This is a genomic window from Pseudoalteromonas rubra, assembly GCF_005887115.1.
GTDB lineage: Bacteria > Pseudomonadota > Gammaproteobacteria > Enterobacterales > Alteromonadaceae > Pseudoalteromonas > Pseudoalteromonas rubra_F.
In genome coordinates this window covers 21,892-47,363 of record NZ_PNCJ01000007.1, presented here as the reverse complement: position 1 = coordinate 47,363, position 25,472 = coordinate 21,892, and the positions used below count along the sequence as shown (strand labels likewise).

General features: G+C 47.3%; 25 protein-coding genes. 4 read left to right on the top strand and 21 right to left on the bottom strand.

Features of this window, described 5'->3' with window-relative positions:
* The 9 genes from CWB98_RS04135 to CWB98_RS04095 are packed head-to-tail and all read right to left on the bottom strand — an operon-like array spanning nt 1 to nt 8,906.
* The gene (locus CWB98_RS04135; RefSeq protein ID WP_138543711.1) at nt 1-1,065 is read right to left on the bottom strand and encodes a protein-glutamate methylesterase/protein-glutamine glutaminase; all 1,065 of its coding nucleotides are present in this window, start codon (nt 1,063-1,065) and stop codon (nt 1-3) included.
* On the bottom strand, nt 1,062-1,865 hold the full coding sequence (locus CWB98_RS04130) for a CheR family methyltransferase (protein ID WP_138543710.1): 804 nt from the start codon (nt 1,863-1,865) through the stop codon (nt 1,062-1,064). The genes CWB98_RS04135 and CWB98_RS04130 overlap by 4 nt, the downstream gene beginning before the upstream one ends.
* Nucleotides 1,866-1,871: 6 nt before the next feature.
* Complete coding sequence (locus CWB98_RS04125) at nt 1,872-2,417, bottom strand: chemotaxis protein CheW (RefSeq protein WP_138543709.1); 546 nt, start codon at nt 2,415-2,417, stop codon at nt 1,872-1,874.
* A 1-nt stretch (nt 2,418) separates the two neighbouring features.
* Entirely contained in the window at nt 2,419-2,988 is a 570-nt protein-coding gene (locus CWB98_RS04120) for a chemotaxis protein CheW (RefSeq protein WP_138543708.1), read from the bottom strand.
* A gap of 6 nt (nt 2,989-2,994) precedes the next feature.
* Nucleotides 2,995-4,974 carry a methyl-accepting chemotaxis protein gene (locus tag CWB98_RS04115; protein ID WP_171045579.1) on the bottom strand — a complete coding sequence of 660 codons (1,980 nt, stop codon included), beginning with the start codon at nt 4,972-4,974 and terminating at the stop codon, nt 2,995-2,997.
* A 22-nt stretch (nt 4,975-4,996) separates the two neighbouring features.
* Nucleotides 4,997-7,087: a chemotaxis protein CheA gene (locus CWB98_RS04110; protein WP_138543707.1), complete on the bottom strand. Its 2,091-nt coding sequence runs from the start codon at nt 7,085-7,087 to the stop codon at nt 4,997-4,999.
* Between the two features lie 2 nt (nt 7,088-7,089).
* Nucleotides 7,090-7,371 carry an STAS domain-containing protein gene (locus CWB98_RS04105; RefSeq protein ID WP_138543706.1) on the bottom strand — a complete coding sequence of 94 codons (282 nt, stop codon included), beginning with the start codon at nt 7,369-7,371 and terminating at the stop codon, nt 7,090-7,092.
* Between the two features lie 5 nt (nt 7,372-7,376).
* A complete protein-coding gene (locus CWB98_RS04100; protein ID WP_046003219.1) occupies nt 7,377-7,745 on the bottom strand; it encodes a response regulator in 369 nt (122 codons plus the stop codon).
* A 21-nt stretch (nt 7,746-7,766) separates the two neighbouring features.
* Complete coding sequence (locus CWB98_RS04095; RefSeq protein WP_138543705.1) at nt 7,767-8,906, bottom strand: methyl-accepting chemotaxis protein; 1,140 nt, start codon at nt 8,904-8,906, stop codon at nt 7,767-7,769.
* Nucleotides 8,907-9,088: 182 nt separating this feature from the next.
* Here CWB98_RS04095 and CWB98_RS04090 point away from each other — a divergent pair, with 182 nt between their 5' ends.
* Nucleotides 9,089-9,523, top strand: coding sequence for a DUF4826 family protein (locus CWB98_RS04090; protein WP_138543704.1), 435 nt, complete (start codon nt 9,089-9,091; stop codon nt 9,521-9,523).
* On the opposite strand, the gene CWB98_RS04085 is transcribed toward CWB98_RS04090, so the two are convergent.
* From CWB98_RS04085 to cspD, 8 genes are all read right to left on the bottom strand, one after another.
* Nucleotides 9,507-9,965 (bottom strand): GNAT family N-acetyltransferase, encoded by a 459-nt coding sequence (locus tag CWB98_RS04085; protein WP_138543703.1) that lies wholly within the window; start codon nt 9,963-9,965, stop codon nt 9,507-9,509. The genes CWB98_RS04090 and CWB98_RS04085 overlap by 17 nt on opposite strands.
* A gap of 117 nt (nt 9,966-10,082) precedes the next feature.
* Nucleotides 10,083-11,237 carry a cupin domain-containing protein gene (locus tag CWB98_RS04080; protein WP_138543702.1) on the bottom strand — a complete coding sequence of 385 codons (1,155 nt, stop codon included), beginning with the start codon at nt 11,235-11,237 and terminating at the stop codon, nt 10,083-10,085.
* A 71-nt stretch (nt 11,238-11,308) separates the two neighbouring features.
* Nucleotides 11,309-12,679 (bottom strand): adenylosuccinate lyase, encoded by a 1,371-nt coding sequence (gene purB / locus CWB98_RS04075; protein WP_138543701.1) that lies wholly within the window; start codon nt 12,677-12,679, stop codon nt 11,309-11,311.
* A gap of 35 nt (nt 12,680-12,714) precedes the next feature.
* Nucleotides 12,715-13,317 carry a high frequency lysogenization protein HflD gene (gene hflD, locus CWB98_RS04070; RefSeq protein ID WP_138543700.1) on the bottom strand — a complete coding sequence of 201 codons (603 nt, stop codon included), beginning with the start codon at nt 13,315-13,317 and terminating at the stop codon, nt 12,715-12,717.
* Nucleotides 13,317-14,417 (bottom strand): tRNA 2-thiouridine(34) synthase MnmA, encoded by a 1,101-nt coding sequence (gene mnmA, locus CWB98_RS04065; protein WP_138543699.1) that lies wholly within the window; start codon nt 14,415-14,417, stop codon nt 13,317-13,319. Before mnmA ends, hflD begins: the two co-directional genes overlap by 1 nt.
* Before the next feature lie 107 nt (nt 14,418-14,524).
* Nucleotides 14,525-15,184 carry a pseudouridine synthase gene (locus tag CWB98_RS04060; protein WP_138543698.1) on the bottom strand — a complete coding sequence of 220 codons (660 nt, stop codon included), beginning with the start codon at nt 15,182-15,184 and terminating at the stop codon, nt 14,525-14,527.
* 103 nt (nt 15,185-15,287) lie between these two features.
* Nucleotides 15,288-17,510, bottom strand: a complete 2,223-nt coding sequence (locus CWB98_RS04055; RefSeq protein WP_138543697.1) for an NADP-dependent isocitrate dehydrogenase — start codon at nt 17,508-17,510, stop codon at nt 15,288-15,290.
* 406 nt (nt 17,511-17,916) lie between these two features.
* Nucleotides 17,917-18,135: a cold shock domain-containing protein CspD gene (gene cspD, locus CWB98_RS04050; protein WP_046003210.1), complete on the bottom strand. Its 219-nt coding sequence runs from the start codon at nt 18,133-18,135 to the stop codon at nt 17,917-17,919.
* A gap of 206 nt (nt 18,136-18,341) precedes the next feature.
* Between cspD and clpS the strand changes: the two genes are divergently transcribed.
* Complete coding sequence (clpS, locus tag CWB98_RS04045) at nt 18,342-18,659, top strand: ATP-dependent Clp protease adapter ClpS (RefSeq protein WP_054013812.1); 318 nt, start codon at nt 18,342-18,344, stop codon at nt 18,657-18,659.
* A gap of 28 nt (nt 18,660-18,687) precedes the next feature.
* Entirely contained in the window at nt 18,688-20,955 is a 2,268-nt protein-coding gene (gene clpA, locus CWB98_RS04040) for an ATP-dependent Clp protease ATP-binding subunit ClpA (protein ID WP_138543696.1), read from the top strand.
* 106 nt (nt 20,956-21,061) lie between these two features.
* Here clpA and infA read toward each other — a convergent pair whose 3' ends face one another.
* From infA to trxB, 4 genes are all read right to left on the bottom strand, one after another.
* Nucleotides 21,062-21,280 carry a translation initiation factor IF-1 gene (infA, locus tag CWB98_RS04035; protein WP_002962494.1) on the bottom strand — a complete coding sequence of 73 codons (219 nt, stop codon included), beginning with the start codon at nt 21,278-21,280 and terminating at the stop codon, nt 21,062-21,064.
* A gap of 91 nt (nt 21,281-21,371) precedes the next feature.
* Nucleotides 21,372-22,076, bottom strand: coding sequence for an arginyltransferase (locus CWB98_RS04030; protein ID WP_138543695.1), 705 nt, complete (start codon nt 22,074-22,076; stop codon nt 21,372-21,374).
* Nucleotides 22,069-22,785 (bottom strand): leucyl/phenylalanyl-tRNA--protein transferase, encoded by a 717-nt coding sequence (aat, locus tag CWB98_RS04025; protein ID WP_138543694.1) that lies wholly within the window; start codon nt 22,783-22,785, stop codon nt 22,069-22,071. Before aat ends, CWB98_RS04030 begins: the two co-directional genes overlap by 8 nt.
* 126 nt (nt 22,786-22,911) lie before the next feature.
* Complete coding sequence (gene trxB, locus CWB98_RS04020; RefSeq protein ID WP_054013808.1) at nt 22,912-23,865, bottom strand: thioredoxin-disulfide reductase; 954 nt, start codon at nt 23,863-23,865, stop codon at nt 22,912-22,914.
* Between the two features lie 258 nt (nt 23,866-24,123).
* Between trxB and pssA the strand changes: the two genes are divergently transcribed.
* Nucleotides 24,124-25,449 carry a CDP-diacylglycerol--serine O-phosphatidyltransferase gene (gene pssA / locus CWB98_RS04015; RefSeq protein WP_138543693.1) on the top strand — a complete coding sequence of 442 codons (1,326 nt, stop codon included), beginning with the start codon at nt 24,124-24,126 and terminating at the stop codon, nt 25,447-25,449.
* The last annotated feature ends 23 nt before the right edge of the window (nt 25,450-25,472 follow it).

Sequence of the window (25,472 nt, the reverse complement as noted above, 5' to 3'; positions counted from 1 at the left end):
TCACCCAAGCGCTTTTTGGATCTGATAAGGGAGGTTGCTCAGCGCATAGATTTTGTCGACGGCCCCCCTTGCGATGGCTTCTTTAGGCATGCCAAATACCACACAGCTGGCTTCACTTTCTGCAAAAGTGACCGCACCTTTTTGTTTCATTTCCAGCAGGCCACTGGCGCCGTCGTTTCCCATACCGGTTAAGATCACACCAATGGCATGGTTTCCTACCGACTGAGCCACAGAGCGGAACAGCACATCGACCGAAGGCTTATGACGGCTCACCAGTGGCCCATCGCGTATTTCTAAATAGTAGTCCGAGCCTTGACGTTTTACCAACATATGTTGACCACCCGGCGCAATATAAACATGGCCTGGGCGGATCCGTACAGCGGTTTGTCCTTCCGAGACGGTATGTGGTGTGATGTCGTTGAGTCGTTGTGCAAACGCCGCTGTAAACTTGCCTGGCATATGTTGCACAATCACAATTGGAGGAGACTGAACCGGCAGTAGTTGGAGTAGTCGAGCGATTGCCTCTGTGCCACCGGTAGAGGCACCTACAGCAATGACTTTTCCCGCGCTCTCTGGTGGTTGCATAGTTTTGTGTGCAGGCAGTACTTCTTCCGTTGTATGCAATTCCCGAAACGTGCCCTCATCAAGATACTTAAGCTGACGCACTTTGGCTTTGGTGGCAGCTTTGATGGCGTCAATGATCTGAGACACCGAGTCGCTGTGAAGAAACTCCCCCAGCCCCTGTGTGGGTTTGGCAATGACATCGACCGCGCCACAGGCCAATGCCTCGATGGCAGTGGTGGTTTTTTCCTGGGCCAGCGCTGAGCAGATGATCACCGGCGTAGGGCGTTCCTGCATGATTTTTTTCAGGAAAGTTAAGCCATCCATTTTTGGCATTTCGACGTCCAGCAAGATAACATCTGGCCAGTTGAGCTTCATTTTTCGCTCGGCAATGACGGGGTCTGGTGCTGTTCCACTGACATTTAAGGTGCGCTCATGGGCGATGACTTCACTCATGATCTGACGCATCAGGGCAGAATCATCGATGATAAAGACGCTGGTCATAAGGCTACCTTCTTATAAATGCACGGACTCAGAGTCTGCAGACATGCGGGCTTGTCACGCATGGCTTCCGAGTGTCCTAAAAAGAGTAAACCGCCATGGTTTAAACGCTTGATGATATTATTTAGGATGGCTTGTTGTTTGGGTTTGTCAAAATAGATCAGCACATTGCGTAAAAAAATCACATCAAAAGAGAAGTCCACTGTGGTCAGGTTCAATAAGTTATCTTCCTGAAAACTACATTGTTTCTTCAATGTGGAGATAAGCGTAAAATTGTCGGCATTCTTGCCTGTCCCTTTCATGCAATAGCGGATCCGGTAACGTTTAGGGATCTTCCCGACGGTGGAAATCGCATAGCGAGCATCTCTGGCCATCAGTACCGACATTTCAGAAATATCCGTCCCGATTACATGCCAGGGTCGATTGTAAAACAGATCGTCGAGGATCATGGCGAGCGAGTAAGCTTCTTCACCGCTGGAGCAGGCCGCACTCCAGGCGCGGATAGGTGAATGCCTGGGGCGATTGTGTTGATAGTAGTGGTACAGAAACTCAAACTGGGCCTGCTCGCGAAAAAAATAGGTCTCATGTGTGGTCAGCTTGTCGATGAAAATCTGCAGTTCATCTTTGCCTTCGGGCGTCAGTAATAATCGGTAGTATTTGCTGAAAGACGGACTACGACTGGCGCGCAACCGGCTGGCAAGGCGACTGGCCACAATATCGGCTTTGTTTTTACCCAGACTTATTCCGGTATGTTGTTCAAACAGCCGATTGAGTTGTTGAAATTCCAGCGCTGAAATCGCCATAGTAACCTAGCGCTGGCAAAACCGGGTAAAAAACTCAGCCTGAGAGGATTTCAGCTGAGTATTGATTTCGCTGATATTGAGCACGCTTTTCATATCCAGCAAAATAGTGAGCTGATTATTGATCTTGGCCATTTTCCAGACGAAATGACGAGGAATATTAGCGCCAAATGAGGGCGAGTCTTCCAACTGAGCACAGTTAATAAACTGGATCGACATCACGCCGCTGACCAGCATGCCCAGTGTCATGATTTCGTCCAGGCTTGGGTCATAGAAGTCATATAAAACGATACAGCTGTATTTATTGTAGGGCTGAGGGCTTTTCAGCATCAGTCGATGCTGCAGGTCCAGCACGGGGATCACGCTGCCCCGAACGTTGATCACGCCTCGGATCACTTGGTCGCACATAGGCACCATGGTGGTGTCAGTCAGCTCTATCACTTCCTTGACCGATTCTATGGGAATGCCAAAGGTGTCGTTTCCGATAGACACCAACAGTGAATGAAGCTCGTCGCTGATGGTATTGTTGTCGGGTCGTATAGACTCTGAACTCATGTTAGGTCTCCTCAAACTGGGTATTGGAGTCAGCGTCGAGAGGCAGCTCAAAAGACAGCTGTTTGTGCTGCAGCTGTAAATCGTCAAACAACTGGACATCATCCAGCGTGAGTATTTTGGTAATGTCCAGTATGGTCATCAGGTTGTCTGTTAATTTTGCCAGGCCATAGACAAAGCGACTATGAAACTGACCGGCAATACTGGGCACCTGATCAACCTCATGAGCCGGGATATCCAATACCTTGGTGACCATATCGACTTTCAGACCCACAGTAATATTTTGTGCCTTGTAGTCACATTCGGCCACAATAATACAGGTGCGATTGGTAATGGCTTGCGCCGGTTTGTTGAGTCTGACAGATAAGTCAAAAACCGGAATAACCAGCCCTCTGAGGTTGATGGCACCAATAATAAAATCGGGCGCCATGGGGATTTTGTCCACTTCAATGTACTCCATTATTTCCCTGACAATGGAAATACTGATTGAATAGGGCGCGCCGTTGAGTTCAAACGCCAGATATTTATCGTGGTCGTAAGCGGTAGTAGCCGGGCCGTGAAGTAAGTCACTCATAGCGCATTACTCATCAAACGGGGTATAACCGTCTTCCCGGCTATGACTACTGTCGTGGACTATATGAGAAGAGCGTCCTTTGTTGCCCCGACCATTATTACTCAACTTAAAGTAGCCCACGGTAGAGCGAATATCTCCGGTCTGGTCCTGAACCATCTTAGCGGTTGAGGCGAGCTCTTCCGAGGCGGAGGCATTTTGCTGAGCTATCTCATCAAGCTGGGCAACGGTACGGTTGATTTCGGCAACACTGGTACTTTGCTCTGTGGAGGCGGCGGTGATCTCTTGTACCAGGTCGGCGGTTTTGCCGATATTAGGCACCATTCTGTCGAGCATTGCACCGGCATGTTGGGCGATTTTAACACTGTTGTCGGCCAGTGTACTGATGTCCTGTGCGGCAACCTGAGAACGCTCTGCCAGTTTTCTGACTTCATCTGCTACCACGGCAAAACCTTTACCATGTTCACCGGCTCTGGCGGCCTCAATGGCAGCGTTCAGTGCCAGCAGATTGGTTTTGTAAGCGATGTCTTCGATAATGCCAATTTTTTCGGCAATCTGCGTCATGGCCTGGACCGTGTCTTTTACCGCCTGGCCGCCATCGTTAGCTTCACTGCTGGACTGCTTGGCGATGTCATTGGTCATTTTCGAGTTCTCGGTATTCATCGAGATTGAGGAGCTCATTTGCTCCAGTGATGCGGAGGTTTCCTCCACACTGGCGGCAAGCTGGTTCGAGGTAGAGCTGAGCATGCGAGAGGTGGTGCTGACTTCATTGGTGCTGTGGGCGATGGACTCAACGGACTCCTGAATATCCAGCAGAATGTTTTGTAGTCGCTCAATAAAGCCGTTAAAGCTCTGCGCCGTTTGACCAATCTCGTCATTGCCAAAATCCGGGATACGGCGGGTCAGGTCGCCTTCGCCCGAGCGCAGGTCTTCCGCGGCATCCGCCAGTGCATTAATAGGAAGCACAATGCCGCGGATCAAGAAGGCGGCGGTGGCGATAGCAAGCACAATGGCGACTACCAGCAAGCCCCAGACCAGTTGGATACTGTCACGAGCGGCAGACATCAGGTCGTTGAGTGAGGCGGTACTCTCTGCAATGGCTTCGTTGGAGATCTTTTCCAGAATTTCCTCTATTTTACTAAATATATCATGCTCCAGCCGGTCAACGTCTTTTGAAGCCTGGATTTTTTGTCTTGGGTCGTACATAGCGAAAATCTCTTTACCGCCGTTGTAGAGCCCCAGGTACATGCGTTCGATATCACCAATGGCTTTTATTTCCAGTGGCTTTCTTTCGAGCGGTTTGAGTTCAGACAGAAAGTTAGAAAAGGTCCGGGCGTCTTTTTCGAACGCGGCGGTGGCACCGACCCGACCCCGCATATAGGCGTTCAGTGAGCTCATCATGTCGCCTTGCTCGTCTATCAACTCCAGATAGTAGCGCACGCCGGGTAAGTCATCGTTAACCACTTCGGCAAAGTCGCCGCTGCTGCCGGCATCGGCCACTTCGGCTTCTTTTTGTGAGTCGAGCAGGCTTTCCAGAGGCTCTGCAAATTCGCGATTGAGGTATTCATATTTTTCGACCGCTTTTTCCTCCTGAAGGGGATCAAAGCGGTCAAAGATCAATTCCTGGTTTTCACTAGCATATCGGCGCACCAAGTCTTCCAGCTGACGTATGTAGCTGGTATCAACAGAGTTGAGTCGTTTAAGGTCTTCCAGATAGTTTGTGAACTCATTGTAATTAGACAAAAAGTCCGCTTTTTCATCGGCTTCACCGGCAATATATTCCAGCACATTGCTGTTCATGTCGCCAAGTTCATCGAGCATGTTCAGCGCATAGATGGCTTCGGGAATATCGGTTTGACCTACATCGGTGGCAAACCCTTCTATACGGCCATTTTTCATTTGCACAGATACGGCAATCACCAGCAGCAATAGCCCCATGGTAAACATGGCCAGAATGATTTTGTTTTTGATGGTCAGATTCTTAAACATCTTTATGCTCCGATTTATCTGACTAATGTTTGAGTTCTAAGGACTCGTACATAGTAATTGCAGTACGGATCAGGGCAGACACATCAAGAATAATGGCCACTTTACCACTACCGAGTATGGTTGCGCCGCTGATACATTTGAGGCCTTCGAACAGCCTCCCCAGAGGTTTTACTACGGTCTGAAACTCTCCTTGCAACGAGTCTACGACCAGCCCAGCTCTGAGCGTGCCAAACTGGACGATGACCAGTGATTCCTTCGCGTGTTCTATTTGCTGCTCAATCCCAAATAGGGTGCGCAGACGAATAAAAGGCAGGACCTCAGTTCTGAGGTTGATGTAGTTTTTATCCTGAATATCAGACTCCGTCACCACTTCGTGCAGTTCCAGGCACTCCACGACGGTATCCAGCGGGATCACATAGTCTTCTTCACCAACGGTAAACATGAACCCGTCTATGATAGATAAGGTCAGCGGCAGACGAATGATGATTTTAGAGCCCAGTCCTTTGGTGCTGTCGACTTCTACGCTGCCACGCAGGCTTTCAACATTACGTTTTACCACGTCCATGCCCACGCCACGACCGGAAATACTGGTCACGGTAGCGGCGGTAGAAAATCCAGGCTCAAAAATCAGCAGGTTGATTTCTTTATCCTGTAACGAGTGGTCTTTATTGATCAGACCGTTCTCTATGGCTCGGGTCAGGATCTTGTTTTGATCCAGCCCCTGACCATCATCCTGAATTTCAATGACGATTGAGCCGGAATCATGATAGGCCTTAAGTGTCAGCTGGCCACATGCCGGTTTGCCCGCGGCCAGTCGCTGTTCAGGTGGCTCAATGCCATGATCGATGGCATTACGAATAATGTGCATCAGCGGGTCGCTGACCTTTTCGACAAAGGTTTTGTCCAGCTCGGTATCGGCACCGACAATATTGAGCTCCACCTCTTTGCCGAGCTCATCGGCCACATCGCGAACAACGCGTTTAAATTTATTGAAGGTTTCACCAATCTGGACCATGCGCAGTTTTAATGAACTGTCACGAATGTTCTCAACCAGTCTCTCCAGCAGGGCCATGGCTTCAATCAGTGTCTCGTTACCCGTTTCGTGTGCCAGTAAGTTGGTTCGGGCACCCGTGATCACCATTTCCCCAACCTGATCGATTAGTCTGTCGAGCTTCATGGCTTCAACCCGAAGCGTTTTACTCGTGTGAAGCTTATTTTTCTTCTTGCCTTTTGCTTTAGCTGGCGGCTCGCCATCATCTGGCACGGATTCTGGCACCAGAGACTGAGCCGGCAGGCGTGATTGTGTCAGTTTTGCCAAGGTAGCATGAAACTGGGAAGGGTCTGGAAAGTGTTTTGCGCAATCTTCAATGGCGCTGTAATGACACTGACCTGGCGGTAAAATCTCAACCACCGCATCATTTTTTATAAATTCGAACACGTCCTCTATCACGTCTTTACTCTGACCGGTTTGAAATAACAGCAAAAAAGCCAGGTAACAGGATTCAGGATCATAGGGCGTATCGGCACTGAGAGCAGTACAATTGGTGGCCACTTCAAGTGATTCTACTTCGTTGTTCAGAAAGTGAATAAACGGGTAGGGATCCAGGCCGTTGCGCAGTACATTTTCGTTAGGTACAAAGCATATAAACCAGAGTCCATCTTGCGGTTGTGTTTCGCACTCTGTGTCTGTGTTTTGCGATGAATCGACGCTGCCGGTAAATTCACTGAACTGCTTCGTCAGCTCAGCAAGCTGGGTAAGTTGTTGTGCACTGGGCTCACTCTCCGATGCGGCCAGCTGGATCAATTCATCACATAAGTCACCGGTTTCCAGATATAAAGAAAGCAGCGCTTTGCTCATTTCCTTGTTACCAGCGCGGACGTCATCCAGTACCGTTTCGGCAATATGCGTCAGGCTCACGACGTAGTCAAAGCCAAATAATCCGGCACTGCCTTTAATGGTGTGAATGGCGCGGAAGATAGCATTGATGGTCTCTTCCTGATCAGCACTGGCTTCACTGCTTTCGAGATCTAGCAAGCTATTTTCCATCTCGGCCAGTAGCTCTTTAGACTCGCTAACAAAGGTGGTAATGGCGGCACTCAAATCAACAGACATAATTACGGCTCGCTTGTGGTAGGACTGGCCAGGGGCACATTTAATAAAGACAGTCTGGCAGTGAGCAGATCGGACAAGACAAGGGTATTTATCTGAACGCCTGTGTTGCGGCAGTAATTAACCAGCCAGATAGCCAGCTGGATCCCGGCACTGTCGAGCTCATCGACCTGGCTCAGATCCAGCGTTACCTGCTGTTTTCCTGCCAAAAAAGCAATGAGCTCCGTATGCACATCCTGTACTTCGTAGATGGTCAGCTCCGCGGGAAACTTAAAACACTCGGACATGGATGTCACATCATCAGTAGTTTAGAAACGGCCTGAAGCATTTGTGCAGGCTTGAAGGGTTTGACCATCCAGGCCTTCGCTCCGGCTTTTTTGCCTTCTTCCATCATGCTTTGCTGGTTTTCTGTGGTCAGCATAATCACAGGGGTGAACTTGTACTGTGGGAGTTGTTTAACATTTTTGACGAATTCTATGCCATTCATATTCGGCATGTTGACGTCGCTGATTATGAGATGCACCTTGTTACCGTTAAGTTTGCTTAGTGCATCTTTGCCATCACACGCTTCAATCACCTGATAGCCAGCACCTGTCAGCGCAATATTGACGACTTGTCTTAATGAATCGGAATCATCCACCACTAGTATGGTTTTGCTCATAACTTACCCTCATGCTGTATGTCAGAAAAAAGTGAGATCGTCGACTGTATCGTCGTCGTTGTCATTCTTGGCACTGCCGTTTTTTGTTGCCAGAATATGCCTTTGCTCTCGTGTTGCAGCTGTGCGCGATAACGTTTCGCTGATCCGCTCGTGATTGAATCGGGCGTTGGCGCTGTTGCGACGCTGCGCAATAAACTCATCCAGCTCTTGAGTCATAATGTCCAGGGCAATGGTAACGCTGTCCTGGATCTGATCGACACGGTCCTGAAACTGTAAATCGATCAGTATTTCCGAGATTTTCTGCCGATTATCCTCATTTGAGGTTTGCAGCACCTGCGCTTGTTGTTCTACGTTTTGTGACAAGGTGAGCCAGGTATCAATCACCTCATTAATTTGCTGCTGGTACTTATCAGTCAGGGCTTGGCGCTCTTCGAGCTCGCTTTCCATCATCGTCATTGAGCTTTGCATTGCCTGGGCGATTGTTTCGACCATTTTGTTGATCTTCACCCCTGTCTCGCCACTCGAATTAGCAAGCGCACGCACTTCATCGGCAACAACCGCAAAGCCACGACCATTGTCTCCGGCACGGGCAGCTTCAATCGAGGCATTGAGTGCGAGTAAATTTGTTTGCTCTGCAATTTTGGCAACGTCAATAGACATAGCCTGTAACTCTTTACTTTGCTCAACCATGGTTTTAAAGGTTTCTGTTCTTTGTTGCTGGCTGACGTTGGACTGTTCGAGATAAGCCAGGATCTGAGTAAGTTGTTCTCGGCTGTGCTGTGCTGTTTGCTGCAGACTGTTGGCGCTGCTATCGTCCAGACTGCTAAGCGTTGAGCTAATATTGCTGACAAGCTGTGAAAATTCGGCGGACATATTATCGACAGCTTGCTTGGTTTGCTGGCGGGCACTATTAATCTGATCCCTTAACTGAGGAGTAATAGTGTGACCAAGTTGCTCTAGGCATGTCAGGTCACTGTGTTGTCCTTCTGAGATAGAGTGTTCGGGTGGGGTGTCCGCGTGTACCTTTTTATTTGCTCCCCTATGGGCGGTAAATACTCCCACTGCTGATAAGCCTGTCACTATCAAAGCGAACATCCAACCTGCTGCATACCAGGTGATGGCACAAATCACTAACTGAAGTGCGATGAAAAGTGGGAGCATATAGGTGCCACTCAGACCACAGAAATCGTCCTTTAATCCTAGTAGAGTCTATTTATTGTGCAAATGAAAATAATAGCCCTTTGTAACTCTCACTTTGCGAACTGACTTTGCATGCGGTTGGCGCTTGCATCGAGCTGTTATAATCCCTAAAGTAGGGGAAAAATGACAATGAAGTACGTAAAATGAATGATCAAGATACACAACTAAGTAATGAAGAGCAGCAGCAACTGATTTCTCAATGGCAAAGGGAGTCTTTGCAGGCCGCACAAAAATACCTAGCTGAAAAAGGGATTCTGGGTATGAACATCCAGGCAAACGCATCACGTATCCTGCCTCCAATTTGTGGGGTTTGGAAAATTAAGGATGATTTAGGCAAGGTGTACTGGGTGGTCTCAGGAAAAGTACCGACAGATGCTATGCTAGCGAGCGGTGCAGAGGACGCTCGCGCAGCACTGAAGCATTTTTCATACCAATGGCAAATTAAAGCCGACAAAATACTGGCAGGAAAGCTAGTGGATCCTGCACAGAAAGAATATGCTAATATTCTGATTCACCATGCCCATGGCTTATACGAATTGGCAAATGCAGAAAATCTCTGGGCTAATGCAACATCGTAAATGGTTCTGAGTTGATTTCTTTAACTGGGCATTTCATGCGCTGTCTTGGAATGCCTGCTTCCATAAATACGCTTCCTTGTTTCGAAAAGCCTGATTTAAGAAACGTCGGGACTTCATCCAAGATGCACTGCACAAACACATTTTCATAGCCTTTTTGTTCAGCCAGAACGCTCAAAAAGCCAATTAAAGATTGATAAGCCTCTCGGTTTCTGTGTGCTCGAATAATCGCAACACGACTTATTAGGCCATCACAGCATAGCCTGCCTGTTCCGATAGGACACTGGTTTTCATCCCGCACAAGCACATGATCAGCGGTATTATCATGTTGATCAAACTCGACTTCTTTTGGAAGGTGAAGCTCGTAAACAAAGACGCGTTCACGGATTTGGCGCAGTTGTCCCTGAGTTTTTTGCCAACTCACTCTATCGACGTGGTAATTCATGATTGCCTCGCATCAAACATCATAATCACGCCTGACCAAGGGACCAGCCTGTATTATTATTGGGGCATCAGCGAGCTGATGCCCATAGTTGTGTGACTAACCCTCAGATTCAGGTAATTACACCCAGCCCTCAATGTAAAAGGACCCATCATTTATAAGCGTAGTTAAAGTTTGTTTAAAATCCAAACATTCAATTGCACTCAATAATGATGAAATTGGAGTAGTAGCCTGATCAGTCAGCTGTTTTACGGCTGGTAAGACCTCTAGGGGTAGGGTAAAATTTTGCCCGTTTACACTCAGTATCACGGCTTGTGTCGTTACTTGATATAGTGCTCTGACGCCACCTGAGCGCACCAGTACATCATCAGGTGAAATATCTTCCAGTAAGGCATCAAATGTTAAAGGTGGATCCAGCGGTGCCAGGTCCATTTCATGTTTAGGTTCACTAAGTGTACGGCCCAGCCATTCATCGAAAATATCACTATCGTGGAGCACCGATTCAAGCATACTGCGGATCTTACCTTTATCCTGGCTACTAATCTCGCCCAAAGAGTCGCGCAACGTAAGCTCTGGGTCACTGTATCGGGTTGAGCCTAACTCTGAGTCTATCAAATGGTCAGCGAGGCTGGAGAGTAAATCTTTTTGATCTGGCGCTCTGAAGCCCACAGAGTAGTTCATCGCATTCTCGATAGCATAGCCCTCGTGAGGACAGCCTGGCGGAATATACAGAATATCCCCAGGTTCTAGCTCTGCGTCAATGACAGCTTCGAACTGTTCCACCTGCAACAGACTTTTGTTCTGGGCAAATTGCTTCAGACTTGTGTCTGGCATACCTACGCGCCAGCGTCTTTTACCTTGGCCCTGAATAATAAACACGTCGTATTGGTCAAGGTGTGGACCAACACCGCCTCCTGGAGTCGAGAAGCTGATCATTAAATCGTCAATTCGCCAATTAGGGATGAAGCGAAAAGGCTCAAGTAAGGTTGCGGCCTGAGGGTGCCAATGATCAACCGCTTGTACCAGTAAGGTACTATGCTGCTCCGTAAGAAGAGAGAAGTCTTCAAATGGACCATGGTGCGCGTCCCAGCGATTGTCATGATTGGTGACAATACGCGACTCTATGTTTTCTTCCATTGCCAGACCGGCCAGCTCTTCTGGCGATAGAGGGTCGCTGAAGTCCTTAAAACCTTGCTTTATAAGTAACGGTTTTTTTTGCCAGTACTGAGTTAGGAAAGCCGTCTCGGTGAGGGCATTAATAGATAGCTGATACATAAAGGGCTCCAATAAAAAAGCGAAAGCTCGGCACTGCGCCGCAACTTCCGCTTCTCAGACTTTAGATGAGATTAATTTAGTTCATCGATAAAGGCTTCGGCGCGGCCAATGTAGTTGGCAGGCGTCATTAGCTTCATGTCAGCTTTTACTTGCTCAGGCAGGTCTAAACCATCGATAAACTCAGCCATGATCTCCTGATTAACACGCTTACCACGCGTTAGTTCTTTGAGCTTCTCGTATGGTTTTTCGATACCATATTTACGCATTACTGTCTGGATTGGCTCTGCAAGTAACTCCCAGTTGTCATCCAGCTCAGCCAGCAGGCGATCGGCATTGACTTCCAGTTTGCTGATCCCTTTAAGCGTTGCCTGATAGGCAATCAGGGTATAACCCATACCAACACCCAGGTTACGCAGTACTGTTGAGTCAGTCAGGTCACGCTGCCAGCGAGATACTGGTAGCTTTTGTGCAAGGTGAGTGAAGATAGCATTCGCGATGCCCAGGTTGCCTTCTGAGTTTTCGAAGTCAATTGGGTTTACTTTATGTGGCATGGTCGAAGAGCCGATTTCGCCTGCAATGGTTTTTTGCTTGAAGTGGTTCAGTGCAATGTAGCCCCAAACGTCACGGTCAAAGTCGAGCAAAATGGTGTTGAAACGTGCCACTGCATCGAACAGCTCAGCGATATAATCGTGCGGCTCAATTTGTGTAGTAAACGCATTCCAGGTCAGGCCCAGGCTGGTGACAAATTGTTCTGCGTGCGCATGCCAGTCATAGTCTGGGTATGCGCTCAGGTGAGCATTGTAGTTGCCAACGGCGCCATTAATTTTGCCCAGGATCTGAACGTTGGCGATTTGCTCGCGCTGACGCTGCAGGCGTACATAGACGTTGGCGAATTCCTTACCCATAGTCGAAGGAGAAGCAGGCTGACCGTGGGTGCGGGTCATCATAGCCACGGATTTGTATTCAATTGCTTTTTCTTTGATGGCTGCAAGCAGCTTATCACAGTATGGCAACAGCACCTGATCGCGGGCTTCACTCAACATCAGACCGTGCGACAGATTGTTAATGTCTTCTGATGTACAGGCAAAGTGAATAAACTCGTTAACAGCCTGAAGCTCAGCATTGTCTGCCACTTTCTCTTTTAACAGATACTCAACGGCTTTAACGTCATGGTTGGTGGTGCGCTCAATCTCTTTGACGCGCTCAGCATCGGCTTCGCTGAAGTTGTCAACGATACTATCCAGCAGGGCGTTTGCCTGGTCACTGAAGGCTGGAACTTCGTTGATCGCAGCTGCGTTAGCTAAGGCTTGTAGCCAACGTACTTCAACGGTCACACGGTATTTGATCAAGCCAAACTCACTGAAAATACTTCTCAGCTCACTGGTTTTGCTACCGTAGCGGCCATCCACTGGAGAGATAGCGGTTAACGCTGAAAGCTCCATAACTTCTCCTAACTAATTGGTTTTTTGAACGATATTTAAATATAACTTTGTGCAGCAGCGATGATTTTCTTCTTTGCAAAGAAGAACTGACGACGCTTACCTCCAAGCTGACGCCACAGCACTGCACTGCGGATCCCGGCCAGCAACAGCGCCCGGATCTGATGTTGTACATGAGATTGTTTAAGTAACTCGGGTTTACCAAAAATTTGAATCTTTGGCCCAACCGGACTTACCACCTGGCTGTAAATATCCGCCAGCGCGGCAACGATTTGCTCGTCGCCGATGTCGAAGTGCTGCAATTGCCTGTCGAGCTGCTCGATACGTTTACCAAGTTCAGCCATAGCTTTACTGTTAGCAGACAAAGCGCGTTCAAGCTGCATCAGGCTGCCCACATACTTAACCATTTCGACATCTTTCTCACCCTGCGCACTCAACTGGTCCACCAAAGCTCGGCAACCTTGTTGGACGGCGCTAGGGTCTTCGTAGACATCCTGTGGATTTTTTGGTGAAGTGATAGTGATACTTCTTAACAAACTGGCTGTTTCATGGCTGTTAAAGGTGCCGTAGCGGGCACATTTTTGCACCAGTTTCGCAACCTGACACATAGCTGCCAGAGGGATAACGACTTCACGTTGCATTACTTGATCACCGATTCTATGATACCACCGCCAAGACACATATCGTCCTGATAAAATACCGCAGATTGGCCAGGGGTTACGGCCTTTTGTGGTTCATCGAATAACACCCGGGCCATGCCGTCCTGACCAACGAGTAATGTACAAGGAATGTCTTCCTGGCGATAACGGGTTTTAACTGTGCATCGGGTAGTACCTTGTGGACCGACACGGTCGACCCAGTGAAGTTGATTCGCATTGAGGCCATTGCTGAACAGGCGAGGGTGGTTTTTGCCCTGACCAACAACCAGTACATTGCGTTCCACGTCTTTATCGACAACATACCAGGGCTCGCCGGAGCCTTCTTTCATGCCACCGATCAGCAGGCCTTTACGCTGGCCTAGTGTGTGGTACATCAGGCCTTCGTGCTCACCAACATGGTTGCCTTCGCTGTCCTCAATTTTACCAGGTTGAGCCGGCAAGAATTTTTGCAGGAAGTCTTTGAATTTGCGCTCACCGATAAAGCAAATGCCGGTACTGTCTTTCTTGTCATGCGTGATCAAATCTTGCTCTTCTGCAATACGGCGCACTTCCGGTTTTTCAATGTTGCCTACCGGGAACAGGGTTTGGGCTACGTGCTCATGGCTGAGTGTATACAGGAAGTAACTCTGATCTTTGTTATTGTCCAGACCGCGTAACATGGCAAATTTGCCATCACGTTCCTCACGGCGCACGTAGTGACCTGTTGCAATATAATCGGCACCCAGTGCCTCTGCAGCAAACTCGAGAAACGCTTTAAATTTGATCTCTTTGTTGCACATGATATCCGGGTTGGGTGTGCGGCCAGCTTTGTACTCTGCAAGAAAGTACTCAAATACGTTGTCCCAGTATTCTGCAGCAAAATTGACAGTGTGTAGCTCGATGCCCAGTTTGTCGCAGACAGCCTGCGCATCTTTCAAATCTTCAGCAGCGGCACAGTATTCGTCATTGTCGTCTTCTTCCCAGTTCTTCATGAACAGGCCTTCAACCTGATACCCCTGCTGTTTTAGCAGGTAGGCTGAAACGGAGGAATCTACGCCGCCGGACATACCGACGATGACTTTAATTTGACTGTTATCGCTCATAAACTCGCTGTGTATTTTGATTACAAAAAAGTGAGCTGCATTATAGCATGTAAATCAAGGTGCCCGGAAGTCGCGGGTTGATTAATCCCAAGTTTTTCGCGGTGGGGTTATTTTGCTTTCACCACCTGATACTGGCCGTTATCAATCCCATCCAGGGTATAGGGTCCGATCCGGTAACGTATGAGTCTCAGTGTGGGGTGGCCGACATGCGCTGTCATACGCCGAACCTGACGGTTACGCCCCTCAGAAATGGTAATTTCAAGCCAGCTGGTGGGAATGTTTTTGCGTTCGCGAATAGGCGGGTTACGTGACCAAACGGTTGGTGCAGTGATCAGGTTAACCTTGGCGGGTCGGGTCGGGCCATCTTTGAGGATGACACCATCACGCAGTGCCTGCAATGCAGCTTGGTCAGGTTCGCCTTCTACCTGAACCCAGTAAGTCTTGTCGGTTTTTTTGCCTGGTTCAGTCAGCTTATGCTGTAAGCGACCGCAATTGGTGAGCAACAGCAGACCTTCGCTATCACGGTCAAGCCTGCCAGCAGCGTATACGCCTTTTATATCAACAAAGTCGGCAAGCGTCTGACGGTTTTGATCATCTGTAAACTGGCACAGAACATCAAAAGGCTTATTGAATAGCACTACCTTAACCTGCTCAGGCGAAACCTTTGGCTTGGTTACGCGCTTGGGGCCTGGGCGTTGATTGGCTGGACGCTTGGCAGAGGTGCGGTTAGGTGTATGTGTTCGGGTTTTTTGGCGCGGTGCAGACATAGTTAGATGTTTAGCTAGTGGAGCGATGGCGCGAGTGTAGCAAAGATTGGAGCCAAATAAAAAAGGTGGCTAATGAGCCACCTTTTTTCTGTTAAATGGCAAGTTAAGCCATGCTTGCTAATACGTCGTTAAACGTTTTGCTAGGACGCATTGCGTCAGCAGCGAGCGCATCGTTAGGCTGGAAGTAGCCGCCGATATTCATCGCCTGACCCTGCACATCGTTCAGTTCACTGACGATGGCCGCTTCGTTGTCTGTCAGACCTTTAGCAACTTCGGTGAACTTTGCCTGTAGCTCTGCATCTTGCGTTTGCTCAGCCAGTGCTTGTGCCCAGTACATAGCCAGATAGAAGTGGCTGCCACGGTTGTCCAGTTCTTTCACTTTACGTGACGGAGACTTGTTCTCGTCCAGGAATTTACCTGTGGCAGCATCCAGGGTATCAGCCAGTACTTGCGCCTTGCTGTTACCAGTCGCCTGGCTCAGGTGTTCTAAAGACGCAGCCAGTGCCAGGAACTCGCCCAGTGAATCCCAACGCAGGTGGTTCTCTTTTTCGAACTGCTGAACATGTTTAGGTGCAGAGCCGCCCGCACCTGTTTCGAACAGACCACCGCCATTCATAAGTGGTACGATAGACAACATTTTCGCACTGGTGCCAAGTTCAAGAATAGGGAACAGGTCAGTCAGGTAGTCACGTAGTACGTTACCAGTCACAGAAATGGTATCCTGACCGTCTTTCATTCTTGCCAGTGAGAACTTAGTAGCTTCAACTGGTGCGAGGATGTGAATTTCCAGACCAGCAGTATCATGTTCTGGCAGGTAGGCATTTACTTTCTTGATCAGCTCAGCATCGTGTGCACGGTTTTCGTTCAACCAGAATACCGCTGGGGTATTTGATGCGCGTGAACGGTTAACAGCAAGCTTAACCCAGTCTCTGATTGGTGCGTCTTTTACCTGACACATACGCCAGATATCACCTTGCTCTACGTCATGCTGAAGCAGTACGTTACCTGCTTGATCAACAACGCGGATTTGGCCCGCTGAAGGTGCTTCGAATGTTTTGTCGTGTGAGCCGTATTCTTCTGCTTTTTGTGCCATCAAACCAACGTTAGGGATAGTACCCATAGTACGTGGGTCAAATGCACCGTGCTCTTTACAGAACTCGATTGTTGCCTGGTAGACGCCAGAGTAGCAACGGTCCGGGATCACAAAGCTGGTGTCTTGTTGCTTGCCTTCAGCATTCCACATTTGACCGCTGGTACGGATAGCAGCAGGCATTGACGCATCGATGATCACATCGCTTGGTACGTGCAGGTTAGTGATGCCACGATCAGAGTCAACCATAGCGATGCTTGGACGTACATCATATACCGCAGCAAGATCGGCTTCGATTTCTGCGCGTTTTGCATCGTCCAGGCTGGCCAGCTTGTTATAAACGTCGCCAATACCATTGTTAACATCGACACCCAGCTTTTCGAAAGTTTCGCCGTGTTTAGCAAAGACTTCTTTATAGAAGACTTTTACAGCGTGGCCGAAGATGATTGGATCAGAGACCTTCATCATTGTGGCTTTCATGTGCAGTGAGAACAATACGCCTTTTTCTTTGGCAGCTTCTACTTCAGCTTCCAGGAAGCTGCGTAGTGCTTTAACGCTCATGCGTGACGCATCAATGATTTCACCAGCAAGCAAAGGTGTGCTTTGCTTAAGGACAGACACCGTGCCGTCAGCAGCAACGTGTTCAATACGAACATCAGTTGCGTCGGTCACAGTTGTTGACTGCTCAGAACCAAAGAAGTCGCCTTCGCTCATGCTGGCAACATAAGACTGCGAATCTTTTGACCAGGCACCCATTGAGTGTGGGTTTTTGCGTGCGTATGCTTTTACAGAAGCTGGCGCGCGGCGGTCTGAGTTACCTTCACGTAGAACAGGGTTTACTGCACTACCTTTAATCTTGTCGTAAGTTGCTTTGATTGCAGCTTCTTTGTCGTCTTTTGGTTCTTCTGGATAGTCTGGAAGGGCGTAACCTTTTTCCTGCAGTTCTTTAATGGTGGCCTTCAGCTGAGGGATAGACGCACTGATATTAGGGAGTTTGATGATATTGGCTTCCGGCGTTTTTGCCAGCTCGCCCAGTTCAGCCAGAGCATCACCAATTCTTTGCTCTTCGCTCAGAAACTCGGGGAAGTTAGCAATGACACGGCCTGCCAGTGAGATATCACGGGTTTCAACTTCAACACCAGCCGCTTTGGTATAAGCCTGGATAACTGGCAATAAAGAATAAGTTGCCAGAGCCGGCGCTTCATCTGTTTTAGTGTAAATAATTTTTGATGTCATCATCATTCCTAGATAGTTTAGGGCTAAACAGCCGTTCAACAAAGCAAAAGCTTGCTATTCAAGGACGTATCCGCATACACGATCTTTATTCAGCCATCCGCTTGGTAACCGATATTCGGGTCATCATGCGGATGGTTGAGTTCGGCATATAGCAAGTTTGTTAGGTATTGTTACTAGTTTGGACAATAAAAATATCTAACACACCTGACGCGTTTTTGGGCCAGCTACCACGGAGCCCGACCTGACATCGGCGGGGATTGTATCAACCAAATCACTAAGTCGCTAATGCAATTTAATAAAGATATAAAATTTTATGAACTAAGATGGAAGAAATGAGACTAATTGATGAAGGGATTAAGCGAGCAACAAACGTAACCCGCTTTAAGTGTGCCAAAATAATGCAAAACTACACAACTTCGTCCGCAAGCGGTGCGATATTGGTAGCGTGCAGGCCTTTGGGACCTTCTTGCAGATCGAATGTTACATCCTGACCAGCTTTAAGCGTTTTGTATCCATCCATTACAATCGTGGAGTAATGGGCAAAGATATCTTCCTCGCTGCCGTCTTCTACGATGAAACCAAACCCTTTGGCGTTGTTGAACCATTTGACTTTTCCGCAAGCCATACTTCTACATCCTTCTATAAGTTGACTAAATTAAGTTAATCTAACCTTTGAAATTTGCTAAGCTGCCCATATGATGATTATGTCCAGCTAGGTAAAGACTGTAGTTTATTTGGCCAGACAGTCAAGTTTTTAAAGCGATTTTTTAACAATTTATTTATTTTTCAATTCAAGTTGCTTGAGTTGATAAGACAAGACTATATTTTATTATGACTGGGACAAACGAATCTGGTGTGGTTGACGCGGTACGCGACGAACAGAAACAAAAGTTGCAACCGCCGCGCAAGTACAAAGTGATTTTAAACAATGATGATTACACACCTATGGACTTTGTCATTGAAGTTTTGATGACATTTTTCAGTATGGATAGCGAAAGAGCAACTGATGTGATGTTGAAAGTACATCACGAGGGAAAAGCGGTATGTGGACTGTATCCTGCCGACATTGCCCATACAAAGGCTGAGCAGGTAAATCGATATGCTCGGGATCACGAGCACCCGCTGCTCTGTAGTTGTGAGCAGGAATGACCTTATATATTCTCGTTGGGGGTTGCCAATGCTAAATAAAGACTTAGAAATTACTCTGAATACCGCGTTTCGCGAGGCGAGAAATCGTCGCCACGAATTTATGACGGTAGAACACTTACTGCTCGCATTGATTGATAACCCCTCTGCCAGTGAAGCACTTAATGCGTGTGGCGTTGAGACAGAGGGGTTGAAACGGGAGCTATCTGAATTTATTGACGAGACCACTCCTGTTATACCTGATTTAGAAGAAGACCGTGAAACGCAGCCTACACTTGGCTTTCAGCGTGTTTTGCAAAGGGCGGTTTTTCATGTTCAATCCTCTGGTCGTAATGAAGTGACCGGCGTAAACGTGTTAGTCGCTATTTTCTCTGAGCAGGAGAGTCAGGCGGTTTATCTTCTTAAAAAGGCCGATGTAAGTCGTCTGGATATCGTTAACTACATCAGCCATGGCATTTCAAAATCGGATGATGAGGTTGAGCCTGAAGATAACGAAGAAATGCATGAAGAAAATCATGAAACAGCCTCTGAAGAAAAGACTAAACTGGAAAACTTCACTGCTAATCTAAATGTGATGGCAAAAGCGGGTCAAATAGATCCTTTGGTTGGTCGCGATCAGGAAGTAGAAAGAACCATTCAGGTTTTATGTCGCAGAAAGAAAAACAACCCACTTTTGGTGGGCGAAGCGGGGGTCGGTAAAACAGCCATTGCAGAAGGTTTGGCATATCGTATTGTGAATGAGCTGGTGCCTGATGTGATTGCGGATGCCGTAGTGTATTCGCTGGACATGGGCGCTTTACTTGCTGGTACTAAGTATCGGGGCGATTTCGAAAAACGCTTTAAAGCATTGCTCAAAGAGCTACAGGCAAAACCAAATGCTATTTTATTCATTGATGAAATCCACACTATCATAGGTGCCGGCGCTGCATCGGGTGGAGTTATGGATGCTTCTAACCTGATTAAACCTCTATTGTCGAGTGGTCAGCTGCGTTGTCTGGGTTCAACAACTTATTCTGAATTCAAAAACATTTTTGAAAAGGACCGTGCACTGGTTCGTCGATTCCAGAAAATTGACATTGTGGAACCAAGCGTTGCCGATACTGCCAAAATCCTCAGCGGTCTGAAAGAGCGTTACGAGGAACACCATGGCATACGCTATACACAAAAAGCGTTGAAGGCTGCCGCTGAACTGAGTGCAAAATACATTAATGAACGCCATTTGCCTGACAAAGCTATCGACGTGATTGATGAAGCGGGAGCTAATCAGCGCCTGTTGCCAGCTTCACGTCGGAAAAAGACCATTGGTGTATCGGATATTGAGCAAATAGTGTCTAAGATTGCACGTATTCCTCAGCAAAATGTGTCTTCAAGCGACAAAGAAGTGCTCAAAAATCTTGATCGCAACCTTAAAATGCTGGTTTTCGGTCAGGACGAATCTATTGATGCATTGACCTCTGCAATTCGTCTGTCACGTTCTGGTTTAGGCAGCGAGGACAAACCAATTGGGTCGTTCTTATTTGCCGGCCCTACGGGCGTGGGTAAAACTGAGGTGACCAAGCAGCTGGCCAAGTGTATGGGCATTGAGTTTGTACGTTTTGATATGTCTGAATACTCAGAGCGTCATGCAGTAAGCCGTCTCATTGGTGCGCCTCCAGGTTACGTAGGCTTTGAACAGGGTGGCTTGCTGACGGATGCGGTTATCAAACACCCTCATTCTGTGGTGTTGCTGGATGAAATTGAGAAGGCGCACCCTGATATTTACAACATTTTGTTGCAGGTTATGGACCACGGCACGCTCACGGATAACAATGGTCGCAAAGCTGACTTCCGTAACGTAATCGTGGTGATGACGACCAACGCGGGTGTGCAGGAAACTGTCCGTCAGTCTATCGGCTTCCAGGAGCAAGATCATTCGCATGACGCACTGGTTGAGATAAATAAGGTATTTACACCTGAGTTCAGAAACCGTCTGGACAATATTATTTGGTTCAACCACCTTGAGAAAGACGTTATCTTGCAGGTTGTAGACAAGTTCATCGTCGAGTTACAAGCGCAGCTTGATAAAAAATCTGTGTGCCTGGATTTAACCAATGAAGCCAGAGACTGGTTGGCAGATATAGGATACGACAAGTCAATGGGCGCACGTCCAATGGCTAGAGTGATTCAGGATAACCTTAAGAAGCCACTTGCAAACGAAATCTTGTTCGGTGAATTGGTTGACGGAGGAACTGTCACTATTTCAGTCAAAGATAAAAAGCTGGCATTTAAATTTGAATCCAGTGTGGTCGAGCCCGCCTAACTTGGAATAGAGATAACAAAAAGCCCGGCATTAGCCGGGCTTTTTGTTTTAATCGTCTCTTAGTACGGCTCAGCCTGTTGCGGCAAGTGTACCTGAGCTGGGCGAATTAACGCGCGCGGAAGACGATGCGTCCTTTGCTCAGGTCATAAGGTGTCATTTCAACAGTCACCTTGTCGCCGGTCAAAATGCGGATGTAGTTTTTACGCATTTTACCAGAGATATGTGCCACAACTACGTGGCCATTTTCCAATTCAACACGGAACATAGTATTTGGTAAAGTGTCAAGGACCGTGCCTTGCATTTCAATAACGTCTTCTTTCGCCATGGGGAGCGTATCACCTCTTTGATAAGTTTAACGGTGCAGATTTTGCCGAAAAGCGCGCGATAAGTAAAGGCGGGAGCGCGAATTTTGTAATCTAAATGTTGACCCAAACATCGCTTTTGAACTGTTGAGCAGGTAAATATTGCTGTTTGTAGCGCATTTTGGGGCAGGCGTCTATCTGGTAACCAAGGTAAAGGTAGGTTTTATGATGCAGGCGCGCATAGTCGAGTTGTGCCATGATCATAATGGTGCCTAAGCTCAGATCAGCGTAGTCAGGGTCAAAAAAGGTATAAATGGCAGAGAGGGCAGTAGGCATAGTGTCAGTAACTGCAACGGCTATGAGCTGTTCTTTGTGCCATAGTTCGATGAAGGTAACTGGCAGCCAGCGGCAAAACAAGAAGCTTTCGTACTGAAGCCGGTTAGGCGGGTACATCGAACCATCACTATGCCGCATGGTAATATACTTTTCGTAAAGCGGGTAGTAGCCTGGTTGCTCCTGAGTGTTATATTCAAAGCGAAACTCTGAGTTAATTTTATTCCATTTACGCTTTTGCGAGCGAGAAGGTTGATAGTCATTGGCTAAAACGCGGACTGACTGGCAGGCTTGACACGCGGGACAGTGGGGGCGATATATCTGGTCGCCGCTACGACGAAATCCAAATGACAGCAAAGTTTCAAAGCGCATCGACGTATAACAGTTACTATCCAAAATCACTAATAGTTGTTCTTTTTGGTCAGGTAGATAGCTGCAATCAAATTGCTGGCTCAGACCAATTTTTGAAGGGAAATGTTCAGTCATATATCGCCCTCAATGGTTGCGGATGCCACATGGTTTCAGGTAGTTGATAATGGCTTGCTGATATAAGTTTAGCCAAAAAATCTTTTCTTGATATGACTTTTGCACCCAGAGACAGCAAATAGGGGTTTTCCAGCTGACAATCTATAAAATGAGCACCATGTTGCTTGAGCCAATTGACGAGCGCCCACATTGCCAGCTTTGACGCATCTGGAATGTGATAAAACATAGACTCACCGCAAAAAACGCCGTTCAGCATGACACCATATAAGCCGCCTATCAAGGTACCCTGTTGCCATACCTCAACACTATGAACAAAGCCTTCTTTATGTCCCTGAATATAGGCATTAAGCATGGCTTTGTTTATCCAGGTACCTTCCTTATCGACTCTTTGTTGTCGACATGCTGTGATAACCTGCTCAAAAGCTGTGTTTATGGTGACGTCGGGTGCCAGTTTACGGACAGATTTTTTAAGCGAGCGGCTGATATGAAACTCATCTAGTTCCATGATGCCACGCTCACTGGGGGCCCACCACATAATCGGCTCTTTTTCATTGAACCAGGGGAAAATACCTTGCTGATAGGCTCGGCGCAGTCTTGCTGTGCTCAGACATCCACCCACGGCAAGTAAGCCATCAGGGTCTTTGAGTGCAAAGTGACAAGGAGGAAAAATAAAGTCAGTGGCAGACAGATGAAACAATTGCTGTGTCATATTGGCGGTTCTGAATAACAAACTAAAAACCTGATATATGACATTAGTCTAACCTATTTTAGGTTAGGAGTGGGAATTTATGTATGAAGACGTGTTTTTCGAAACACGTCTTCGATAACGCTCGGATTACTTAAGGTTGTCTAAGTAACGCTCTGCATCTAATGCTGCCATACAGCCAGTGCCGGCAGAGGTAATGGCTTGGCGATAGATGTGATCAGACACGTCACCAGCTGCGAATACGCCTTCAACACTAGTTTGAGTTGCGTTGCCATTGAGGCCCGATTGTACAACCAGGTAGCCGTCTTTCATTTCCAGTTGCCCTGCAAACATGTCCGTATTCGGCTTGTGGCCAATGGCAATAAAGACACCAGCAAGATCAAGCTGCTCGGTAGCGTCAGAGTCAGTGTCTTTAATACGAATGCCTGTGACACCCATGTCATCACCCAGCACTTCATCAAGTGTTTTGTTGAGATGCAGAACAACATTGCCATTGTTTGCTTTTTCCATCAGACGATCTGAGAGAATCTTTTCGCTACGGAAAGTGTCACGTCTGTGGATCACATGTACTTCTTCGGCGATGTTTGACAGGTATAGTGCTTCTTCAACGGCGGTATTTCCACCACCAACAACAGCGACTTTTTGTCCGCGGTAGAAGAATCCATCACAGGTTGCACAGGCTGATACACCACGACCCTGGAAGTTTGTTTCTGACTCAAGGCCCAGGTATTTCGCTGAAGCACCTGTTGCAATGATGAGAGCATCACAGGTGTAAGTGCCTTGATCGCCGGTAAGTGTGAAAGGGCGCTTGGTCACATCTACTTTATTGATGTGATCAAAGATGATTTCAGTCTCAAAACGCTCGGCGTGCTCTTTCATACGATCCATCAGTGCAGGACCAGTTAGACCATGCGCATCGCCGGGCCAGTTTTCAACTTCTGTTGTTGTAGTCAGCTGACCACCTTGCTGCATACCCGTAATAAGCACTGGGTTAAGGTTAGCACGTGCAGCATAGACTGCGGCTGTATAGCCTGCAGGTCCTGAACCCAAGATCAACAGTTTGCAATGTTTTGCATCAGTCATGTAAACAATTCCTAAAATAAAATTTCTATCTTCTCTAGTTAGTGCTGCCGATTCTATGAAATTCAAGCCAGAAGTAAAATAAATTACAAAAATCGATTTTTTATAAAATCAGAAGCTGTCAAATATACTGTACTTGATGAGAATTTGTACCATAGCGCCGCAAATGAACGGTATTTCATGACCTGAGAGTTTTTTTTTGCTATGTTCTAGGGAATTTTTCTCTGTCTATTTGACGTTAGTCTGTTTTTAAAGGTAGTTATGGCATTTTGGCAGGATAAACCTGGGTTTGCACTGGACGCACAAAGTTGTGAAATACTGACTGATGCGAAGCAGTATCATGCGCAGCTTTTGTCTCTCATCCGTGGCGCGCAACAGCGCATCTACTTGACCGCTCTGTATCTACAGGACGATGAGGCGGGGCGCGAAATATTAACCGCGCTACACGAGGTGGCTTCGGCACGTCCACACCTTGAGATCCACGTATTGGTTGATTTTCATCGGGCTCAGCGCGGGCTAATCGGTGAAGCTAAATCTGAGGGGAACGCAAAGCTGTATTGCGACATGCAGGCCGAATTTGGCTCAAATGTAAAAGTGTATGGAGTGCCGGTTAAAGCTAAAGAACTGTTTGGCGTTTTACACCTAAAAGGCTTTGTTATCGACGAGACCGTTTTGTACAGCGGCGCCAGCATTAATAATGTGTACTTACAACATGGTGAAAAGTACCGTCTGGATCGTTATTTTGTCATTGAAAATACTGCGTTGGCAGCCAGTTTCTGCCACTTTCTAGATACCTACTTATTGTCTAGCGAAGCGGTACCAAGGCTTGATCTTCGTCCGTTAAAGCCATTTTCCGAGTTGAAGGTGGCGCAAAAGCAGCTGATGAAGCAGCTCAAAAAAGCTCAGTACGATATGCGCTCTGCAACCGCAACTGGTGGCTTAAATGTTCGCGCCTTTTTAGGCTTTGGTCGTCGAACGAATAAGCTAAACCGCCTGATTAAGGCGCTGTTTGATACCACGGAACGCGAGCTGCTTTTATACACGCCGTACTTTAACTTTCCGGCACCGTTGCTACGATCACTACGTCGGTTGCTCAAAGAAGGTAAAACAGTCACGATCGTGATTGGTGATAAAACCGCAAATGACTTTTACATTGCACCCGATCAGCCGTTTAGTCGAATTGGTGCGTTACCTTATTTGTACGAGACCATTTTGTACAAATTCCTTAAATCACAACGGCGCTATATCAACTCTGGGCATCTAAATGTGTATTTGTGGCGTGATGGAAACAATTCATTCCACTTAAAAGGGATTAACCGTGACAATCAGGTCCATCTGATGACAGGACACAACCTTAATCCTCGCGCCTGGGGATTGGACATTGAAAACGGTATTTTGATAGAAGATCCCGAGCAAAAACTCGAGCAAGCGATAACCCAAGAGCGAGAGGCCATTCTGGCTAATTGTACTAAACTCAATGGTCATCAGGATTTGGAAACAATCGACGATTATCCGTCTGCGGTGAAAAAAATTCTCGGACAGGCGAAGCGAGTGAAAGTCGACTTTATTATTAAAAAGTTTATTTAATATAAAAAGGGCCGTCAGGCCCT

Coding starts and splice junctions, on each gene's coding strand:
- CWB98_RS04135 (WP_138543711.1), bottom strand. CDS start 1,065: ATGACCAGCGTCTTTATCATCGATGATTCTGCCCTGATGCGTCAGATC.
- CWB98_RS04130 (WP_138543710.1), bottom strand. CDS start 1,865: ATGGCGATTTCAGCGCTGGAATTTCAACAACTCAATCGGCTGTTTGAA.
- CWB98_RS04125 (WP_138543709.1), bottom strand. CDS start 2,417: ATGAGTTCAGAGTCTATACGACCCGACAACAATACCATCAGCGACGAG.
- CWB98_RS04120 (WP_138543708.1), bottom strand. CDS start 2,988: ATGAGTGACTTACTTCACGGCCCGGCTACTACCGCTTACGACCACGAT.
- CWB98_RS04115 (WP_171045579.1), bottom strand. CDS start 4,974: ATGTTTAAGAATCTGACCATCAAAAACAAAATCATTCTGGCCATGTTT.
- CWB98_RS04110 (WP_138543707.1), bottom strand. CDS start 7,087: ATGTCTGTTGATTTGAGTGCCGCCATTACCACCTTTGTTAGCGAGTCT.
- CWB98_RS04105 (WP_138543706.1), bottom strand. CDS start 7,371: ATGTCCGAGTGTTTTAAGTTTCCCGCGGAGCTGACCATCTACGAAGTA.
- CWB98_RS04100 (WP_046003219.1), bottom strand. CDS start 7,745: ATGAGCAAAACCATACTAGTGGTGGATGATTCCGATTCATTAAGACAA.
- CWB98_RS04095 (WP_138543705.1), bottom strand. CDS start 8,906: ATGCTCCCACTTTTCATCGCACTTCAGTTAGTGATTTGTGCCATCACC.
- CWB98_RS04090 (WP_138543704.1), top strand. CDS start 9,089: ATGAATGATCAAGATACACAACTAAGTAATGAAGAGCAGCAGCAACTG.
- CWB98_RS04085 (WP_138543703.1), bottom strand. CDS start 9,965: ATGAATTACCACGTCGATAGAGTGAGTTGGCAAAAAACTCAGGGACAA.
- CWB98_RS04080 (WP_138543702.1), bottom strand. CDS start 11,237: ATGTATCAGCTATCTATTAATGCCCTCACCGAGACGGCTTTCCTAACT.
- purB (WP_138543701.1), bottom strand. CDS start 12,679: ATGGAGCTTTCAGCGTTAACCGCTATCTCTCCAGTGGATGGCCGCTAC.
- hflD (WP_138543700.1), bottom strand. CDS start 13,317: ATGCAACGTGAAGTCGTTATCCCTCTGGCAGCTATGTGTCAGGTTGCG.
- mnmA (WP_138543699.1), bottom strand. CDS start 14,417: ATGAGCGATAACAGTCAAATTAAAGTCATCGTCGGTATGTCCGGCGGC.
- CWB98_RS04060 (WP_138543698.1), bottom strand. CDS start 15,184: ATGTCTGCACCGCGCCAAAAAACCCGAACACATACACCTAACCGCACC.
- CWB98_RS04055 (WP_138543697.1), bottom strand. CDS start 17,510: ATGACATCAAAAATTATTTACACTAAAACAGATGAAGCGCCGGCTCTG.
- cspD (WP_046003210.1), bottom strand. CDS start 18,135: ATGGCTTGCGGAAAAGTCAAATGGTTCAACAACGCCAAAGGGTTTGGT.
- clpS (WP_054013812.1), top strand. CDS start 18,342: ATGACTGGGACAAACGAATCTGGTGTGGTTGACGCGGTACGCGACGAA.
- clpA (WP_138543696.1), top strand. CDS start 18,688: ATGCTAAATAAAGACTTAGAAATTACTCTGAATACCGCGTTTCGCGAG.
- infA (WP_002962494.1), bottom strand. CDS start 21,280: ATGGCGAAAGAAGACGTTATTGAAATGCAAGGCACGGTCCTTGACACT.
- CWB98_RS04030 (WP_138543695.1), bottom strand. CDS start 22,076: ATGACTGAACATTTCCCTTCAAAAATTGGTCTGAGCCAGCAATTTGAT.
- aat (WP_138543694.1), bottom strand. CDS start 22,785: ATGACACAGCAATTGTTTCATCTGTCTGCCACTGACTTTATTTTTCCT.
- trxB (WP_054013808.1), bottom strand. CDS start 23,865: ATGACTGATGCAAAACATTGCAAACTGTTGATCTTGGGTTCAGGACCT.
- pssA (WP_138543693.1), top strand. CDS start 24,124: ATGGCATTTTGGCAGGATAAACCTGGGTTTGCACTGGACGCACAAAGT.